At 70.8% G+C, this 17,351-nt stretch carries 16 protein-coding genes and 1 pseudogene; 12 read left to right on the forward strand and 5 right to left on the reverse strand.

Features of this window, described 5'->3' with window-relative positions; genetic code table 11:
- The first annotated feature begins 214 nt into the window (after nt 1-214).
- Nucleotides 215-1,828: an ABC transporter substrate-binding protein gene (locus VGW35_09750; GenBank protein HEV8307939.1), complete on the forward strand. Its 1,614-nt coding sequence runs from the start codon at nt 215-217 to the stop codon at nt 1,826-1,828.
- Between the two features lie 125 nt (nt 1,829-1,953).
- Here VGW35_09750 and VGW35_09755 read toward each other — a convergent pair whose 3' ends face one another.
- Both VGW35_09755 and VGW35_09760 read right to left on the reverse strand, forming a co-directional pair.
- Nucleotides 1,954-3,021 carry a BMP family ABC transporter substrate-binding protein gene (locus VGW35_09755; GenBank protein ID HEV8307940.1) on the reverse strand — a complete coding sequence of 356 codons (1,068 nt, stop codon included), beginning with the start codon at nt 3,019-3,021 and terminating at the stop codon, nt 1,954-1,956.
- Complete coding sequence (locus tag VGW35_09760; protein ID HEV8307941.1) at nt 3,018-4,532, reverse strand: hypothetical protein; 1,515 nt, start codon at nt 4,530-4,532, stop codon at nt 3,018-3,020. The genes VGW35_09755 and VGW35_09760 overlap by 4 nt, the downstream gene beginning before the upstream one ends.
- A 261-nt stretch (nt 4,533-4,793) precedes the next feature.
- On the opposite strand from VGW35_09760, the gene VGW35_09765 reads away from it, so the two are divergent.
- A complete protein-coding gene (locus tag VGW35_09765; protein ID HEV8307942.1) occupies nt 4,794-6,368 on the forward strand; it encodes an ABC transporter substrate-binding protein in 1,575 nt (524 codons plus the stop codon).
- Nucleotides 6,369-6,390: 22 nt separating this feature from the next.
- On the forward strand, nt 6,391-7,389 hold the full coding sequence (locus tag VGW35_09770; protein ID HEV8307943.1) for a Gfo/Idh/MocA family oxidoreductase: 999 nt from the start codon (nt 6,391-6,393) through the stop codon (nt 7,387-7,389).
- 25 nt (nt 7,390-7,414) lie between these two features.
- Here the strand turns inward: VGW35_09770 and VGW35_09775 are convergent, their stop codons facing one another.
- Nucleotides 7,415-8,194, reverse strand: a complete 780-nt coding sequence (locus tag VGW35_09775; GenBank protein ID HEV8307944.1) for an aldolase/citrate lyase family protein — start codon at nt 8,192-8,194, stop codon at nt 7,415-7,417.
- A gap of 123 nt (nt 8,195-8,317) precedes the next feature.
- Here VGW35_09775 and VGW35_09780 point away from each other — a divergent pair, with 123 nt between their 5' ends.
- From VGW35_09780 to VGW35_09795, 4 genes and pseudogenes are all read left to right on the forward strand, one after another.
- Nucleotides 8,318-9,391 carry a cobalamin-independent methionine synthase II family protein gene (locus VGW35_09780; GenBank protein HEV8307945.1) on the forward strand — a complete coding sequence of 358 codons (1,074 nt, stop codon included), beginning with the start codon at nt 8,318-8,320 and terminating at the stop codon, nt 9,389-9,391.
- Nucleotides 9,392-9,583: 192 nt separating this feature from the next.
- On the forward strand, nt 9,584-9,820 hold the full coding sequence (locus VGW35_09785) for a DUF4160 domain-containing protein (protein ID HEV8307946.1): 237 nt from the start codon (nt 9,584-9,586) through the stop codon (nt 9,818-9,820).
- On the forward strand, nt 9,804-10,064 hold the full coding sequence (locus tag VGW35_09790; GenBank protein HEV8307947.1) for a DUF2442 domain-containing protein: 261 nt from the start codon (nt 9,804-9,806) through the stop codon (nt 10,062-10,064). Before VGW35_09785 ends, VGW35_09790 begins: the two co-directional genes overlap by 17 nt.
- Before the next feature lie 11 nt (nt 10,065-10,075).
- Nucleotides 10,076-10,165 (forward strand): annotated as a pseudogene (locus VGW35_09795) (hypothetical protein).
- 38 nt (nt 10,166-10,203) lie between these two features.
- On the opposite strand, the gene VGW35_09800 reads toward VGW35_09795, so the two are convergent.
- Nucleotides 10,204-10,332 (reverse strand): hypothetical protein, encoded by a 129-nt coding sequence (locus VGW35_09800; protein HEV8307948.1) that lies wholly within the window; start codon nt 10,330-10,332, stop codon nt 10,204-10,206.
- A 117-nt stretch (nt 10,333-10,449) separates the two neighbouring features.
- Between VGW35_09800 and VGW35_09805 the strand changes: the two genes are divergently transcribed.
- The 5 genes from VGW35_09805 (at nt 10,450) to VGW35_09825 (ending at nt 15,947) form a co-directional block, all read left to right on the forward strand.
- Nucleotides 10,450-11,367, forward strand: a complete 918-nt coding sequence (locus VGW35_09805) for a phosphotriesterase-related protein (GenBank protein HEV8307949.1) — start codon at nt 10,450-10,452, stop codon at nt 11,365-11,367.
- A 61-nt stretch (nt 11,368-11,428) separates the two neighbouring features.
- On the forward strand, nt 11,429-12,442 hold the full coding sequence (locus tag VGW35_09810; GenBank protein HEV8307950.1) for a TlpA disulfide reductase family protein: 1,014 nt from the start codon (nt 11,429-11,431) through the stop codon (nt 12,440-12,442).
- Between the two features lie 43 nt (nt 12,443-12,485).
- Nucleotides 12,486-14,060, forward strand: a complete 1,575-nt coding sequence (locus VGW35_09815) for an ABC transporter substrate-binding protein (protein ID HEV8307951.1) — start codon at nt 12,486-12,488, stop codon at nt 14,058-14,060.
- A gap of 59 nt (nt 14,061-14,119) precedes the next feature.
- The gene (locus VGW35_09820) at nt 14,120-15,070 is read left to right on the forward strand and encodes an ABC transporter permease (GenBank protein ID HEV8307952.1); all 951 of its coding nucleotides are present in this window, start codon (nt 14,120-14,122) and stop codon (nt 15,068-15,070) included.
- A complete protein-coding gene (locus VGW35_09825; protein HEV8307953.1) occupies nt 15,042-15,947 on the forward strand; it encodes an ABC transporter permease in 906 nt (301 codons plus the stop codon). The genes VGW35_09820 and VGW35_09825 overlap by 29 nt, the downstream gene beginning before the upstream one ends.
- An 89-nt stretch (nt 15,948-16,036) precedes the next feature.
- On the opposite strand, the gene VGW35_09830 is transcribed toward VGW35_09825, so the two are convergent.
- Nucleotides 16,037-17,224, reverse strand: coding sequence for an ATP-binding protein (locus tag VGW35_09830; GenBank protein ID HEV8307954.1), 1,188 nt, complete (start codon nt 17,222-17,224; stop codon nt 16,037-16,039).
- Nucleotides 17,225-17,351: the final 127 nt, after the last annotated feature.

A 17,351-nucleotide genomic window follows, 5' to 3' on the forward strand; every position in this document is an offset into this window, starting at 1 on the left:
GGAGGCATCGGCCCCGGTAGTCGGCGCCCGGCGGTCCCCTTGACACCGGAGGGGGACCGGCCTACTGTCCCGAGGGGCGGCGGTGAAGCTCGCTCGCTGGTCACTCACCTGCTATCGCCTGGGCTACGACCGCGAGATCCGATGACCTGGGAGGCCGACCACCGACCGCGTTCCGTAGCGGGGGCACGCCCGACCACGCCCCGGGAGGACGAGCATGGAGCACCACGAGCGCAGTCCCGAGACCCCCACGGGGGAGGCCCTGCTGAATGCCTGGCACGCGGGCAGCATCCCGCGTCGCGAGTTCCTGCGTCGCGCCGGTCTCCTCGGCCTGGCCGCGGCGGTCGTGGAGCGCGTCCTGGAGGGCGGGGCCGCCGCCCAGACCACCCAGAAGCCCGAGCTGGTCATCGCCCAGGGCGGCGACGTGGCCCGGTTCGACCCCCACATGTCCACGGGATCCAACGACATCCGCGTCTCCTTCAACGTCTTCGACAACCTGACGAGCCGGCATCCGGACGACAAGCTGTACCCGGGGCTTGCCACCGAGTGGAAGAACACCGACCCGGAGACCTGGACCTTCAAGCTGCGCCAGGGCATCAAGTGGCACAACGGCGACCCCTTCACCTCGGCCGACGCCAAGTTCAGCCTGGAGCGGACCTACGACGCCAAAGCCAAGACGCTGGTCGCCACCGTCTTCACCACCATCGACCGGATCGAGGCGCCCGATCCCTCCACGCTGGTGATCCGCACCAAGAAGCCCGATCCGCTCTTGCCGGCGCGGCTGGCCTTCTACGGCGGACAGATCGTCCCCAAGAAGTACCTGGAGCAGGTCGGCCCGGACGCGTTCAACGCCAAGCCGGTCGGGACCGGCCCGGTCCGGCTCCAGTCGTGGACCAAGGACGACAAGACCGTGCTCGAGGCCAACCCGGACTACTGGGGCGGGAAGATCGACGTCGACCGGGTCGTCTTCCGGCCGATCCCGGAGACGGCCCCCCGCGTCGCCGCCCTGCTCAAGGGCGAGGCGGACGCCATCACGGCGCTTTCGCCCGATCACTTCGACCGGGTCGGCCAGCATCCCACCACCAGGGCCGTGAGCGCCCTGTACGCCGGGCTCTACGTGCTGGCGGTCAACTCCAAGGTCCCTCCGCTGAACAACCCGCTGGTGAAGCAGGCCATGTCCCTGGCCGTGGACCGCGAGTCCATCGTCAAGGATCTGTGGCGCGGACGGGGCATCGTCGCCAGCGGCCCGATCGCCAAGGGTGACAACCATCACGACCCGAGCCTCGCCCCGCTGAAATACGACCCGAAGGGGGCCCGGGAGCTCCTCAAGAGGGCCGGCTACAAGAACGAGCCCATCTACCTGGAGACGACGGTCGGGTACGTCGTGCACGACAAGGCCATGGCCGAGGCCATCGCGGCCATGTGGAAGGACGTGGGCATCAACATCCTCGTCGAGGTCATCGAGTACTCGATACGGGCCCAGAAGGTCCGCGAGAAGACCCTCAAGGGGCTGCTCTGGTCGGACCCCACCTCGACCCTCCGGGATCCCGACGGCATGATGTGGCGGCTCCTGGGGCCCGGCGGCACGTTCGACTACTGGCGCCACCCGGAGTGGGACGAGCTCGGGAACGCCGCGCGGTTCAGCCTCGACGAGAGTTTCCGGGGGCGCGCCTACAAGCGGATGACCGAGATCCTCCTCGAGCACCTGCCGTGGATCCCGATCATCCAGCCCTACGAGGACTACGGCGTCCAGAAGTACGTGGAGTGGACGCCCAATCCGAACCAGCAGTTCGACATCCGGCGCTTCAACTTCCGGATGCGGCGCGCCTAGGCCATTTCGGGGGGGTCTCCAAAGCCCCCCCCGATGGCCCCCCCTAACGGCGCGCCGCAAGACGTCGCGGGGCTGGGGTCCCGCCGTCCGAGGCGCGCGAACCCAGGGTGGCGCCGGCGAAGCCGCTACCGAGGGACGGCCCCGACCACGCCCTCCACGAGCCAGTTCATGCTCCACAGGACCGCGTCGGCCGGCTTGTCGCCTGCGGCGACGCGCACCCGTCCGGCCTGGTCCCGGACCGGTCCCCAGAAGACGTCGAACCGCCCGGCGACGAGATCTTCGCGCCGCCGCTCGACCTGGCTCCGGACGGCCTCGGGCACCGCCGGCCCGAAGGGGGAGAGGGCGACCATGCCCTGGCCGATGGGCGCCCAGATCCCCTCGCTCTTCCAGCTGCCGGCCCGCACCTGGCGCGCGACCTCCGCGTAGTACGGGCCCCAGTTCCACACGGCCGACACCAGGTGCCGCGTTGGCGCGAATCGGCTGGCGTCCGAGTTGTAGCCGACGGCGTAGGCTCCGCGGGCTTCGGCCGCCTCGACCGGAGCCGGTGAATCGCTCTGGGTGGCGATGACGTCGGCGCCCCCGTCCAGCAGCCGGTTGGCGGCCTGGGTCTCGGCCGGCGGCGCGAACCAGGCCTGGGTCCAGGCCACCTGGACCTTGGCGTCGGGATTCGCCTCGCGCGCGCCCACCGTGAACGCGTTGAGAATCCGGATGACCTCGGGGGTCGGCAGCGGGGCCACGTAGCCGATGAGGTGGCGGCGGGTCAGCTTGCCGGCCACGAGCCCGCTCAGATAGCTCGCCTGGTACATGCGGCCGAAATAGGTCCCGACGTTCGCCCGCCGCCGGTCCCCCGAGCAGTGGAGGAACACGACGTCGGGGAAGCGCTCCGCGACCTTCAGGGTCGCGTCCAGGTACCCATAACTCGTCGCCACCACGATCTTGTGGCCGTCCTGGGCCAGCTGGGCCAGCACTCGCTCGGCCGCCGCCCCCTCTGGCACCGACTCGACGGAGGTGGTCCGAATGCCGGGCACCGCGCGCTCGAGGTATTTCCGGCCCTCGTCATGGGCGTAGCTCCAGCCGTAATCGGCCACCGGCCCGATGTACACGAAGCCGACCCGCAGCGCGTCCTGGGCGTCGGCCGAGGCGCCGCCGAGGACGAGCGCCGCCGCTGCAACGGCGAGCCACCGGGTCGTCATCTCGTGCCCTCCCCTTCCATCGCGCCGACCACGTAGGCGAAGAGCTCCTTGCCGAAGTCCGATGCGATCTGGGCCGACTCGAGGTCGGCGTCGATGTCGTTCAGATACTGCAGGCGCAACACGTCGCCGTCACCGGCCAGCTCGGGGATGACGCCGGCGAAGAAGAAGCCGAGCGCCTCGAGGGACGCGCACATCTCCCGGGCCCCGGGGTGGGAGAGCGGCAGGTCGACGCCGATCCAGTCGATTCGCTGGAGGCACAGCGCCCGCAGTCGCTCGCGCACCCGGACGGGCAGATCACGTCCGTAGGCGGTCACCGTGATCGAGGCCTCGCTCCACTCCGGGAACACCTCGACCCTGAGCTGGGAAGACGCGGGGAGGTCGGGCGCCTCCGGGGCCGGATCCGGCGCCCGGAGCTCGCGGGGGAAGCGCCCGTGCTCGTAGATACGCCGGATGATCGGCTCGTGGTGCGCCGGTGGATAGGCGATCCGGGCCTGGCCCTCGCGGGTCCTGAGGTAGTAGAGGACGGTCGCGGTGCGCTTCCGCTGGGCCTCCTCCTCGATTTGCTTGAAGACGACCGTGGGAGCCTCGTCGCCGAGCTGGATCCCGGTCTCGCACGCGCCGAGGGCGATGTTGCCCTTCTGGGAAAACTGGTGGACCGTGATGGCCTCGCTGTACATGCCCAGCATCCCGCTGACCGCGGCGTGATCCCTGAGGAACGCCTTCATCTTCTCGAATAGCCCATGGCCCCGGTACCGGGGATCGACCATCGCCTCGCCCACGTTGCCGACCCGTGCCCCCGGCCGATCCAGCTCCAGCGCGAGATAGCTCACCACCTCGCCGTCGTCGCTCGTTCCCACGCACGCTTGCAGCAGGCCGCTGTCGAGCAGCTCGCGCAGACGATCCGGGAAATAGAGCTCCCGGTCGGGGGCGGTGTAACCGTAGGTGGAGTAGGTGCACCGCGCGACCGCCACGGCATCGTCGGCCGTCGCCAGGCGCAGCGTGACCGGCCGGTCGAGGGCGGCGGGAGCCGCCGGCGCCGCCGGCGTCTTCTCCGAGTCGGCGAGATAACTCTCGACGTGCTGGAAGACGAGGCGCTTGACGATCTCGACCCGGTTGCCGCGGTCCCCGAGGTTCTCGAAGCGAACCGCATCGACCTCGGGGCCGAACGCTCCGGCCCCCGAGGCCGCGGCCCGCTCCAGGTTCTCGAAGTCGAACGGGAGCCCCTGGTCTTCCACCGCGACCACGACCTCGCCCGGCCGGCGCCGGAGCACGACGTCGAAGGTCGCGCCCCGGCCGGGCTCGAAGGCGCGCGCGATCACGTTCAGCCCGACCTGCTCCACGACGTGCACGAGCCCGGTGGCTTCCTCGACGGCCAGGCCCAGCAACCCCGCCGTCTCCCGCACGAAGCCGAGCGCGGCGGCCAGATACGGGGTCTCGGCCGAGAGCGTGAGGCGCGCGATCGGCGGGGGTTCGGCCCGGTGGGCGTCGGCCCTCGTGGGAATCTCAGCCACGGGCGCCGCCGTCGGGGCTCAGGGCGCGGACCTCGAGCTCGCTCAGCGTCATTCCCTCCCCGGACCCGCGAGTCTCACCGTCCCGAGCGCCCGTGGCTGGCGCTCGAGCGGCTACCGCCGGGCCGGCCTACAGTGCCCGACCGGGCACGGCTTGTCAAACGGGCTCGAGCCGGCGCCCCCGGCGGCGCTCTTGACAGGCATCGGAGGCCCGGCATAGATTCGGCGCGACCGTCGGTCCCCGCCTCCAAGGAGGAAACGGCCATGCGTTCGACGTGCCCGAGGTCTCCGTGGCTCGTGGCCATTCTGCTGATCGCCGCCTGCGTCATGCCGCTGGCGACCCGCCACGCCGGCGCCCAGACGGGACCGCCTCGCAAGGGCGGGGTCCTCCGGGTGGCGCTGATCGGCGAGCCGCCATCGCTCGATCCCCATTCGACCACCGCGGTCATCACGCGGGAGATCGGGATCAACGTGTTCGAGACGCTCTTCACGCTCGACGCCAAGTACCAGCCGGTCCCGCTCCTGGCCGAGGGAGCCGAGGCCCTGGACGGCGGCAAGCGGTACGTGATCCGCCTCCGCAAGGGCGTCCGCTTCCACAACGGAAAGGAATTGGCGGCCGCCGACGTCGTCGCCTCCCTCACGCGATGGGGCAAGGTCGCGAGCACCGGCAAGGCGCTCTTCCGGACGGTGGAGGCCGTCGAGGCCAAAGACCCGGGCACCGTCGAGATCCGGCTGAAGGAGCCGTCGGCCGGGCTGCTCGTCATCCTGGCGCAGCTCGGCAGTGCCGCGGTGATCTACCCCAAGGATGTCGTCGACGCCACCGGCGACGGCCAGCTCAAGGAGTACGTCGGCACCGGACCGTTCAAGTTCGTGGAGCATCGGCCCGACCGGCACATCAAGCTGGTCCGGTTCGACGGCTACCTCTCGCCGACCGGGCCGGCCAACGGCCTCGGCGGTCAGCGGGTCGCCTACGTGGACGAGCTCTACTTCCTCCCGGTGCCCGACTACGCGATCCGGACCGCCGGCATCCAGACCGGCGAGTACCAGTACGCCCAGCAGATCAAGCCCGACCAGTACGAGCGGCTCAAGGCGATCCCCGGGGTCGAGCCGGTGGTCGTCAAGCCCTACGGCTGGGTCACGGCCGTCCTCAACACCCGGCAGGGCCTCATGACGGACAAGCGCCTGCGCCAGGCGTTCCAGGCCACCATCGACGTCGAGCCGGCGATGCTGGCCGCCATGGGCCACAAGGACTTCTATCGCCTGGACCCGGGGATCTTCTTCCAGGAGCAGGCCACCCACTCCCGGGCCGGCGAGAAGCTCTACAACCAGCGCGACCGGGAGAAGGCGCGGCGCCTCCTCCGCGAGGCCGGCTACCAGGGACAGCCGGTGCGCTGGATCGTGACCACCGAGTACGAGCACCACTACAAGCCGGCCCTGGTGGCCAAGAGCCAGCTCGAGGAGGTCGGCTTCAAGATCGACCTGCAGGTCATGGACTGGGCGACCGTGGTGCAGCGGCGCAACAAGCCGGAGCTGTGGGACGTCTTCAGCACGGCCTTCGTGTTCGAGCCGGACTCGGTGACCTACGCGGTGGTCCTCTGCGAGTGGCCCGGCTGGTGGTGCAACCCGGACAAGGAGCAGCTCCTCCAGGCGATCGCCCGCGAGCTCGATGCGAAGAAGCGCCACGCGCTGTGGGAGCGGGTGCAGACCCTCATGTACGAGGACGCCGCGCGCATCCGGCTCGGCGACTACTTCCGCATGGACGCCAAGCGGCGCGAGGTCCAGGGCTTTCGCTCGGGCCCCTACATGCACTTCTGGAACGTGTGGCTCAGCTCCCAGTGACGGCGGGCTCCGCCGCGGCCCGATGAGAGTCGCCATCCTGGGCGCCGGCCGCATCGGCCGGCTGCACGCGCGCATCCTCGCGGGCCTCACCGGGGCCTCCGAGCTCCTGGTGGCCGACATCGAGCCCTCGCGGGCCCGCGAGACGGCGGCCGCCACCGGGGCGACGGCGGTCGATGGGATCGAGCGGGCCATGGAGCAGGCCCAGGCGCTCGTCATCACGGCGGGCACCGACGCCCATGCCCGGCTGATCCGGGCCGGAGCCGAGCGCCGCCTGCCCGTCTTCTGCGAGAAGCCGCTCACCCTCGACCTGGGGGAGAGCCTCGCCGTCCGGGCCGACGTCGAGCGGGCCGGGATCCCCTTCCAGCTCGGCTTCCAGCGCCGCTTCGACCCGGCTTACCGCGCCGCCCGCGAGCTGATCGAGGCGGGTCGGCTGGGGACCATCTACACGATCCGCCTGGCCGGCCACGATCCGGCCCCGCCGCACGAGGCGTACATCCCGGTCTCGGGCGGTCTCTTCCGTGACTTCTCGATCCACGACTTCGACGTCCTACGCTGGCTCACCGGGAGCGAGGTCGAGGAGGTCTACGCCGACGGCGGCGTGCGGGGGTTTCCCGTGTTCGCGAAGTACGGCGACGTCGACACCGCCGTGGCCACGCTCCGGATGGCGGATGGGACGCTGGCCGTCCTCACCGTCGCCCGCCACGACCCGCTCGGGTACGACGTCCGGACGGAGATCTTCGGGTCGCGCGACAGCGTGGCGATCGGCCTCGGGCCGCGGACGCCGATCCGCTCGCTCGAGCCGGGCATCCCGCCGCCGGCCGGCCCGGCCTGGCCGGACTTCCTGAACCGGTTCGAGGGCGCCTATCGAGCGGAGCTGGCGGAGTTCCTCCGGGTGGCTCGAGGCGAGGCGCCGAGCCCCTGCACCGCCCGGGACGGAGTCGAGGCGTTCCGCGTCGCCGAGGCGGCCACCCGGTCGCTGGGCGAGCATCGGCCCGTCCGCCTCGCCGAGATCGCCGGCTGACCCCGCCGGCCGGCCGCCATCGGCGTCAGCCGCGAAAGGCCGCGAAGTAGTCGTCGATCGCCCGGCGGACGAGGGCGCCGATGTTCAGGGTGATGAGCCGGACGCCGCGCTGAGCCCAGGCCCGCGCCTCGGCGCCGGTGGCGGCCGGCAGCATGACGAGCTTGCCCGCCTCCAGGGTCAGCGCCAGCGCCCGGTCGACCAGCGCCCGGACCGCCGGGTGCATGGTCGGCCCGCCGAAGTAGTCGCGGCCGAGCAGGAGGGCCATGTCCCCCGGACCGATGAAGCAGCCGTCGAAGCCGTCGACCTTCAGGATCTCGGGCAGGTGCTCGACCGCCCGCGGCTCCTCGATCAACCCCAGGCAGAGCACCTCGCGGTCGGCCTGCTCGAGGTGCTCGCGGGCGGTCTGGGAAAAGCCGTAGCCCGCCGCCCGGCTCGAGCTGGCGGCGCCGCGGATCCCGCGTGGCGGGTACTTGCACGCGCTCACGAAGGCCTCGGCGTCGGCGGCGGTGTTGCAGTGGGGCAGGATGAGCCCCTCGACGCCCGCGTCGAGGTATCGCAGGACCAGGGAGGGCTCCCCGCGCGGCACGCGGGCCAGTGCCGTGATCCCCACGCCCTGAGCGGCCCGGACCAGGCCGCGAGCCGTCTGGGGATCCACCCCGGCGTGCTCCCCGTCCAGGATCGCGTAATCGAAGCCGGCCAGGCCGCAGAACTCGAACAGCTCCGGCGACCAGAACTCCTGGAAGATCGGCCCAATGCAGGTCCGGCCGCTCGCGAGTCTCTGGCGGAGCAGATTCGGTCGTGCCACCGTATCCTCCCCTGGCCGCCGGCTGGCCCCGGCGCGTCGCGCGCCGCCCATTGTACCTCGGCCCCGGGCCGGAAGCCCGGCTTGACGCGCGTCCTCCCCGCCCGCTAGGCTCGGACACCAGAGATGACCGGCGAGCTCTTCCCGACGACGGTGATCGGCAGCCTGCCCCGGCCGGCCTGGGTCCGCGACGTCATCCTGGAGCGGAAGAGCGGGCGGCTTTCCGAGGCGGAGGCCGATCGGCTGCTCGACCCGGCCATCGACACGGCCGTGATGCTACAGGAGCGCGCCGGGCTCGACGAGATCACCGACGGCGAGTGGCGACGGGAGAGCTACGTCAAGGTCTTCGCCGAGCGGGTGGCGGGCTTCCGCCCCGATCTCACCCGGAGCGGGGATCTGCTCTATCCGGCGGTGGTGGCGCCGCTCGAGTACCATCGCCCCATCGCCGTCCCCGAGGTCCGCTACGTGCGCGGGCGCACCCGGCGGCGCGTCAAGGCCACGCTGCCTTCGCCCTACATCATCGGGCGGCGCATGTGGCACCCCGAGCACTCCTGGGCGGCCTACCCGACCCGGGAGCGGCTCATGACCGACTGCGTGGGGATCCTCCGCCAGGAGATCGCGGCGCTCCGGGACGCCGGCGCCGACACGGTCCAGCTCGACGAGCCCTGGCTCGCGACGCTGGTCGATGCCCGGTTTCGGGCCGCCGAAGGAATCCGCGACGTCCAGTACGAGATGGACCTGTGCGTCGACCTCCTGAACCAGACGCTCGACGGGTTCGACCGGACGGGCGGTCCGGCGACCGCCATGCACCTCTGCCACGCCCACTTCGACCGCCAGCACAAGACCGAAGGGCCGTACGACCTGATCATGCCGGCCCTGGGCCGGATCCGGGTCGGCACGCTCTGCCTCGAGTACGCCACGCCCGTGGCCGGTGGCCCGGAATCCCTCGCCGGGTTCCCGGCCGGAGCCCGGCTCGGGCTGGGCTGCGTCGACCACTGCGACCGGCGGGTGGAGCCGGCCGCCGACATCGTCGCCCGGGTCGAAGCGGCCATGCGGTACGTGGAGAAGGACCGGATCACGCTCCACCCGGACTGCGGATTCGCGCCCTCGGTCCAGAACCCGATGGACCTGGACGAGGCCTACCTCAAGCTCAAGTCGATGTGCGAGGCGGCCCGGCAGCTCCGCGCCCGCTACGCCTAGGCGGCCAGACGCGCGCGCAGCTCGACCCACCCTGTACTTGCCGCCCGTGAGGGAGAAGCAAGGGGCGAGGAGCTGGCGGCACGTGGGCCACTTACGCCATGCTGGGTGGCTTCCGGTTGCGGCCGCAGGACTGGCTGTCGTGATACCCTAGGTCGAGTCCGGTGGACCCATGAGTGACAGAGGAGTGTCTCGGTGCCGCGGATCAAGGACATCCCCGGACCGTACCGGTTCTTCTTCTACAGCTTCGACTGCAGCGAGCCGAAGCATGTCCACGTTCGTCGGGAGAAGATGGTGTGCAAGTTCTGGCTAGTGCCGATCGAGCTTGCCGCCAATCACGGATTCGCGGCGCAGGAATTGAACACCATTCGTCGGCGCGTTCACGCGCACGTGGCGCAGATCATCGAGGCGTGGCATGAGCACTGCGGCTAACATCGAACCTCGGGTGAAGGCGGTCTCCGTAACGGATGATCTCATCACGTTCGAGCTGGTCGACGGCCGAAGCGTTAGCGTGCCGCTGGCCTGGTCATGGAGGCTTTCGGAGGCAACCCCCGAGCAGCGGGCGCGCTACGAAATCATAGGCGATGGCCAAGGGGTGCACTGGCCGGACATCGACGAAGACTTGAGCGCGCAGGGCATGCTCACTGGTGTTCCCGCACGCCCGTCTAAGAAGTAGTCCTCGATCCCAAGAGCAAGGCCAAGCCGGTCGTCCTCACGGACGAAGGGAAACGCAGGGCGGAAGAAGCGTGCGCAAGGTTGTTCGGTAAGGCTGTCTAGCAACGCGCCGTCGCCTACGGGCACATCCTTCAGGTCGGCTAAGGGCCGAGGCGCGCGCGCAGCTGGGCCACCGTGTACCTGCCCGGCCGCTCCCGGGCCGCGGCCATCTCGGTGATCAGCGCGAGCAGCAGGCTGATGTGCTCGGTGGTGTAGCCCCCGCCCCGCACACCACGAAGCGCATGCGAGCCTCCTTGGTCCCGGGCATCCTATCACGGCCACCCCGCTTGCCGAGCGCCCGGTCTTCATCTATCGTGGAGCGCATCCCGATCCCGGGAGGGGACCCCATGCCGGTCATGACCGTCCGAGGGCCGATTGGCGGCGACGCGCTGGGGCTCACCCTGCCCCACGAGCACCTCTTCCTGGACCTCTTCCGGATCACCCGGGTCCGTGACGCCCTGCTCAACGACGAGGTGCTGATGACCCAGGAGGCGGCCCGCTTCAAGGCGTGCGGCGGGAGCACCATCGTCGAGGTGACGAACCACGGGCTCCGGCGGAACGCGGCGGCCATGCGGCGGGTGGCCGAGGCCACCTCCCTCCACGTCGTGATGGGGAGCGGGTGGTACCGGGAGCCGTACTACGACCACGACTACATCGCCCGCCGCACCACGGCCGACCTGGCCGCCGACATCGTTCGCGAGATCGAGGAGGGCGAGCCCGAGACCGGCATCCGGCCGGGCATCATCGGCGAGATCGGCGCCGACTGGTCGTGGGTCTCGCCCGCCGAGGAGCGCGTCCACCGGGCGGCGGCCCGGGCCCACCGCCGGACGGGGCTGGCCATCACGCTCCACGCGCTCGAGAGCCCGGTCGGCCTCCAGCAGCTCGACATCCTCCAGGAGGAGGGCGCCGACCTCCGGCGGGTGATCGTCGGCCACTCCGACACCTGGCCGGACCCCGACTATCACGAGGCGATCGCCCGGCGAGGGGCCTGCGTCCAGTTCGACACGATCCGCGGCCTCCACCCCTACGAGGTCGAGAAGCACCTCCGGCTCGTGCGCGAGGTCGTCCGGCGCGGCCATCTCAGCCAGCTCCTGCTTTCCCACGACAACTGCTTCCGCTCCCATCTCGTGGGCTACGGGGGGAACGGCTTCGCCTACATCCCGACCCGATTCGTCTCCCTGCTCAAGGACGCCGGCCTATCCGACGAGCAACTCCACGTGCTCCTGGTCGAGAACCCGCGCCGCCTGCTCACCGGCGAACGCTGAGCCCGGCCGGCCTGTGGACGTCTCGACCTTCACCCTCCTCGACGACGGCCGGCCGGTCGAGGTGCCCGCCCGGCTCGGAGGCGAGCACGTGCGCCTCACCCCCGCAGCCGTCGAGCGGGCCCTGGGCTGGAGTCTCCGGCCCGAAGGACTGTGTCGGGGCACCGCCTGCATCCCGCTGCCGGCGGGCTCGCCGGCGGCCGATCCCGACGGGCTCGACCTGGCCGAGCTGGCGGCACTCCTCGCGCGGCCGCTCGCCCTCGACGTCCAGGAGCGCGCGGCCTACCTCGGCGTGGCGGCGCCCCAGCGAAGCGCCGCGCTCGCCTCGCTCGAGGCGCCCGACTTCGCGCTCCCCGACCTCGGGGGCCGGCTCCACCGGCTCTCCGAGCACCGCGGGGCCAAGGTGCTCCTCGTCGCCTACGCGTCGTGGTGAGGGTGCCGCCTGGACCTGCCGGTCTGGCAGGCCACCTACGAGGAGCTCCGGGGCTACGGCTTCACCGTGATCACGGTCGCGCTCGACAAGAGCCCCGAGGATGCGCGCCCCTGGATCGAGGCGGCCCGGCCGTCGCACCCCTCGCTGATCGACACCGCCCACCACCTGGCCGACCTCTACAACATCGTCAACGTCCCCACCGTGCTCTGGATCGACGAGCGCGGCCGCATCGTCCGGCCGAACGACGTCGCCTTCGGGAGCGACACCTTCCGACACCTGACGGGACTCGACGCCCAGCGGCACCTCCAGGCGCTGCGCGCCTGGGTCCGCGGGGAGGCGGCCCCGCGGCCCGACGCCGAGGTGCGCGCCCTCCAGTCGCTCCCGACGCCGGCGGACCAGGAGGCGCGGGCCGAGTTCGGTCTCGGCCGGTGGCTTCACGAGCAGGGCCGCCCGGAGGCCGCCGCCCGGCACTTCGAGCGGGGCGGGGAGCTGGCCCCGCACGACTTCACGATCCGCCGCGGGACGATGCCCATGCGCGGGATCGACCCCATGGGCCCGGAGTTCCGGGCGATGTGGGCGGCGTGGGCCGCGGCGGGCCACTCCTACTACCGGCCGCTGCCCGACACCGGCGGCTCCCTCGCGTGATGCCCGATCAACAGGCTTCCGACACATCGTCCGGGAGGACGCCATGAGCGACACGATCCGTCACCATCCAATGACCCGCCGGCAGTTCATGCGCGTGGCCGCGTCGGCGACCGCCGTCTCGGCGATCGGGCCGGGCCGTCGGGCGTCGGCCCAGACCCGTCCGCGGCGAACGGGGGGCACGTTCATCTCCGCCAAGACGACGGAGGCCCCGAGCCTGGACCCCATCCTGGAGCAGGCGCTCTCCCAGCATCGGGTCAGCCCGCTCTTCTACAACCGCGTGGTGGAGTGGGGCGCCGACGGCAAGCTCGAGCCGGCCCTGGCCGAGTCCTGGACCACCAGCGCCGACGGGAAGACGTGGACCTTCAAGCTCCGCCGCGGCGTCAAGTTCCACAACGGCCGGGAGTTCGTCGCCGACGACGTCAAGTACTCCTACGAGCGGATCCTCGACCCGAAGGTCGGCTCCGGCGGCCGGGGCTACCTCTCGGCCATCGACCAGATCGAGGTGCCGGACAAGTACACGGTGCGCCTCCACACCAAAGAGCCGAGCGCGTCGCTCCTGGCCGGCATGGCGGGCGGCTGGTCGGCGATCGTCCCCCGCGAGGAGATCGAGAAGCGCGGCGACCTCCGCCGGGCCGCGGTCGGGACGGGGCCGTTCATCTTCCAGGAGTGGGTGCCCCAGAGCCACCTCAAGGGGCGGAAGAATCCCGACTACTGGGACAAGGGGAAGCCCTACGTCGACGCCGTCGAGCTGAAGGTGATCCCCGACGAGGCCAACATCGTCGCCCAGCTCCGGACCGGAAACGTCCACCACGCCCTCCTCGAGGACAACAAGAACTACTTCCTGGTCAAGGACGACAAGCGCCTCGCCACGCTCCGCTCGCCCCGACTCGGCTTCGACATGGTCAACGTGAACCACGGGCGGAAGCCGTTCCAGGACGTCCGCGTGCGCCAGGCCCTCAGCCTGGCCGTCGACCGGCAGGAGGTGCTCCAGGCCGCCGCCTCCGGCCTCGGCACCGTCACCGGGCCGCTCACGCCGGCCATGAAGCCCTGGGCCCTGCCCGTCGAGACCTACAAGGAGTGGTACACGCCGAACCCCGAGCGGGCCAAGAAGCTCCTGGCCGACGCCGGGTTTCCGAACGGATTCAAGACGACGCTGAAGGTGATCCCGACCTTCCCGACCATGGTGGCCGGCGCCCAGGTGATCGCGGCTCAGCTCAAGAAGATCGGCGTGGACGCCCAGATCATCCAGGAGGAGTACGGCGTCTGGATCAAGGCGATCATCAAGCCCTCGTTCGACTTCGACCTGACCATGAACATCACCAACGGCGACGCCGACCCGGACTCGCTCCTCTACCGGCGCTTCCACTCGGTGGAGAAGCAGTGGAACAACGACGGGGACCCGGAGATCGACGCCCTCCTCGACCAGGGAAAGCTCACGGTCGACCCGGCCAAGCGCAAGGAGGCCTACGACCGTGTCCAGCGGCTCATGGTCGAGAAGGCGATCCAGATCTGGACGTTCAGCCCGGACCTCATCGACATCACCCAGAACTACGTCCACTACGAGCAGCACTTCACGACCAACTACTACGGCTTCCGGACCGTCTGGCTCGAGCGCTGACGACCCGTCGCTCCCTCACCCCGACCCTCTCCCCCTGACCGGGGGAGAGGGAGGGGACCGTGCGCCGCTACCTCCTGATCCGCGTCCTCTCCCTGGTGCCCACGCTGCTGGGCGTCACCATCGCGGTGTTCCTCCTGATCCGGCTCATCCCGGGCACCATCGTCGAGCAGATGATCGGGACCGAGGGCCTCTACAGCGAGGAGACCATGCGCGCCCTCCGCGCCTTCTTCGGCCTGGACGCGCCCCTCCACGTCCAGTACGGGCGCTGGCTGGGGGCGGTGCTCCGCGGCGACCTCGGCACCAGCTGGCGGACCGGGATCCCGGTCACCGAGATGATCCTGAGCCGCCTCCAGGTGACCGTCGAGCTGACGCTGGGGGCCATGGTGGTTGCGCTCGCCGTCGGCGTGCCGCTGGGCATCTTGTCCGCCCGACGCGAGAACACCGGGCTCGACCACGTCGTCCGGGTGGCGAGCCTCTTCAGCCTCTCGATTCCGGTCTTCTGGCAGGCGACGATGCTCATCCTGGCCGCCTCGCTCTGGCTCAACTGGGCCCCGCCGGTCGACTTCGTGAGCCCGCTCCGGGACCCGCTGGGGAACCTGGCGATCATCGCGCTGCCGAGCCTGGCCCTGGGTACCGCCGTGGCCGCCGTCTTCATGCGGATGACCCGCTCCTCGCTGCTCGAGGTGATGCGCCAGGACTACATCCGGACGGCGCGGGCCAAGGGCCTCCCGGAGCAGGGCGTCGTCTGGGGGCACGCGCTCAAAAACAGCCTGATCCCGCTGATCACGGTGGCCGGCGTCCAGGTCGGCTACCTGCTGGGGGGCGTGGTGGTGACCGAGGAGGTCTTCACGCTTCCCGGCGTGGGGCGGCTCGTCCTGTGGGCGGTCTTCCAGCGCGACTACCCGCTCGTCCAGGGGACCATCCTCTTCGTCAGCGCGCTTTTCATGCTGTCGAACCTGGTGGTCGACCTGGTGTACGCGTATGTCGACCCGCGCATCCGTTATCGCTAGCCCGGTCCCGGCCACGACCCGCGATCCGAGCGGATGGCGGCTCGCCCTCCGCTCGGCGCTGCGGAACCGGCTCGTCGTCTTCGGGGCCTTGCTGGTCCTGCTGCTCGTCCTGCTGGCGGTGTTCGCCGACGTGCTCGCTCCCTACGACCCGACCGAGATGAAGGTGGTGGACGCGCTCAAGCGACCCTCGCTCACCCACCCGTTCGGCACCGACCGGTTCGGCCGCGACGTGTTGAGCCGGACGATCCACGGGACCCGCATCGCCCTGGGCGTGGCGCTCTCCAGCATCGCCATCGCGTTCGCGGCGGGCACCGTCCTCGGGATGGCCGGCGGGTACTTTGGCGGCTGGCCGGACCTCCTGATCGGCCGGGTGATGGACGTGCTCTTCAGCTTTCCGACCCTCATCCTGGCCATCGGGATCGCGGCGATGCTCGGGCCCGGGCTGAACAACGCGGCGCTGGCGATCGCCGTGGTCTACGCTCCGCTCTTCAGCCGCGTGGCCCGCGGCCCGGTCATCGTCGAGCGCGAGAAGGACCACGTGGTGGCCGCCCGTGGGCTCGGGGCTGGCGGCGTCCGGGTGGCCGTCCGGCACATCCTGCCGAACGTCCTGGCCCCGCTCATCGTGCAGGCGTCCGTCAGCCTGGCCGTGGCCATCCTCACCGAGGCCTCGCTGAGCTACCTGGGCCTCGGCACCCAGCCTCCGGATCCGTCCTGGGGAACGATGCTGAACGAGGGCCGGACCTATCTCGAGACGGCTCCCTGGATGAGCGTCTTTCCCGGGCTGGCGATCATGGTGGCGGTGCTCGGCTTCAACCTGCTCGGGGACGGCTTGCGGGACGTGCTCGACCCGCAGCTTCGCGGCCGCTCCGGCAACTAGCCCCAATCGGCTTCTATCCGCTCCCCGATGGGGGAGAGGGTAAGAAGGGCTGCCGTGGAGCGGCTCGCGGCCGGCTGACGGCTTCGCCCTCAGCCCGGCCGCGCCGGGAGGAAGATCACGAAGGTCGTGCCCCGGCCGACCTCGGTGGCGTACCGGATCTGGCCGCCATGGGCCTCGACGATTTGCTGACAAATCGAGAGACCGAGGCCTGTGCCCTCCGCCTTGGTGGTGAAGAAGGGATCGAAGAGCCGAGCCTCCACCTCCGGCGACAGTCCCGGACCGTCGTCCGACACCTCGATCTCCCCGCCCCCCGGCACGGCCCGGGTCGCGATACGGACGGTGCCCCCGGCCGGCATGGCCTCGGCGCTGTTGTTGAGCAGGTTGAAGACGACCTGCTGGATCTGGCCGCTGTCCAGGGGCAAGGCCGGAACCGACGCGAGGTCGGTCTCCACCGCGATACGCTCGCGACGGATGGCCCGGAAGACGTCGACCGCCACGCCCACGACCTCGCGCAGGTCCGCGTCGGCGCGCCCTTCCACGCCGCGCCGCGTGAAGCGGCGGAGGTCCTCCACCAGCCGGCTGATTCGAGCGACACCGTCGAGCGCCGCCTCCTCTTGCTTGAGGACCCGCTCGGCCAGGCCGGCCAGGGTCGGATCCGCCTGGACGGCGCGCTCCAGCTCCCGGCGAGCCAGATAGAGGCTGTAGGTGACGTAGGTGAGCGGGGTCCGGATCTCGTGAGCGACGCCCGACACGAGGGTACCGAGCGTCGCCAGCTTCTCGCTGGCGGCGACTTGCTGGCGCCAGGTCGCGAGCTCGCGCTCGGCCTGTCGATGCCGGAGGGCGTTCGACGCCACCGTGAGGATCTTCTCCGGGGTCATGTCGGCCGGCTTCTCGAGGAACGCGTAGGCTCCCGCATCGCGCGCCGCAAACCCCTTCGCCCCCGACCCGTAGCCCGTGATCACCACGCCGACGAGGTCGGGACGCCGGACCTTGAGCCGGCGGAGGAGGTCGAGGCCGTCCATGTCCGGCAAGCCCAGATCCACGAAGGCCAGGTCCCATTCCGCGCCCTCGGCCTGCACCAGGGCGCCCCGTCCCGAGGCGGCGGTGCTGACGGTATACGCCGCCGGCTCCAGGGCCAGGCGGAGCGAATCGGTGACCAGGGCTTCATCGTCCACGACGAGGATCCGGCCCCGGGCCAGGGCTTTCCGCTCGGCGGAGTGGATCATTCGGACGAACCCGTCGGCCCGGGGGCTGGTCGGTGGGAGAAGGGTCTGCACTGTATCCTCCTTGGTGTACGTCTCGCGGCGGGTCGCTGTCGGCTGTCCATGCCGACTGATACAGGCAGTCCTGATGCCAGAGCTGAAGCCCTGCAAAATAGCGGAGTTAGCCTTCGGGCGCCCGGAC

The sequence above is a fragment of the Candidatus Methylomirabilota bacterium genome, from assembly GCA_036005065.1.
In the GTDB taxonomy this organism is placed as follows: Bacteria; Methylomirabilota; Methylomirabilia; order Rokubacteriales; family DASRDR01; genus DASYQW01.

What these genes read in the sequence shown, in the direction of transcription:
- VGW35_09825 (HEV8307953.1), top strand. Translation starts at nt 15,042, where the DNA reads ATGTCGACCCGCGCATCCGTTATCGCTAGCCCGGTCCCGGCCACGACC.
- VGW35_09790 (HEV8307947.1), top strand. Translation starts at nt 9,804, where the DNA reads ATGAGCACTGCGGCTAACATCGAACCTCGGGTGAAGGCGGTCTCCGTA.
- VGW35_09765 (HEV8307942.1), top strand. Translation starts at nt 4,794, where the DNA reads ATGCGTTCGACGTGCCCGAGGTCTCCGTGGCTCGTGGCCATTCTGCTG.
- VGW35_09780 (HEV8307945.1), top strand. Translation starts at nt 8,318, where the DNA reads ATGACCGGCGAGCTCTTCCCGACGACGGTGATCGGCAGCCTGCCCCGG.
- VGW35_09755 (HEV8307940.1), bottom strand. Translation starts at nt 3,021, where the DNA reads ATGACGACCCGGTGGCTCGCCGTTGCAGCGGCGGCGCTCGTCCTCGGC.
- VGW35_09750 (HEV8307939.1), top strand. Translation starts at nt 215, where the DNA reads ATGGAGCACCACGAGCGCAGTCCCGAGACCCCCACGGGGGAGGCCCTG.
- VGW35_09805 (HEV8307949.1), top strand. Translation starts at nt 10,450, where the DNA reads ATGCCGGTCATGACCGTCCGAGGGCCGATTGGCGGCGACGCGCTGGGG.
- VGW35_09770 (HEV8307943.1), top strand. Translation starts at nt 6,391, where the DNA reads ATGAGAGTCGCCATCCTGGGCGCCGGCCGCATCGGCCGGCTGCACGCG.
- VGW35_09815 (HEV8307951.1), top strand. Translation starts at nt 12,486, where the DNA reads ATGAGCGACACGATCCGTCACCATCCAATGACCCGCCGGCAGTTCATG.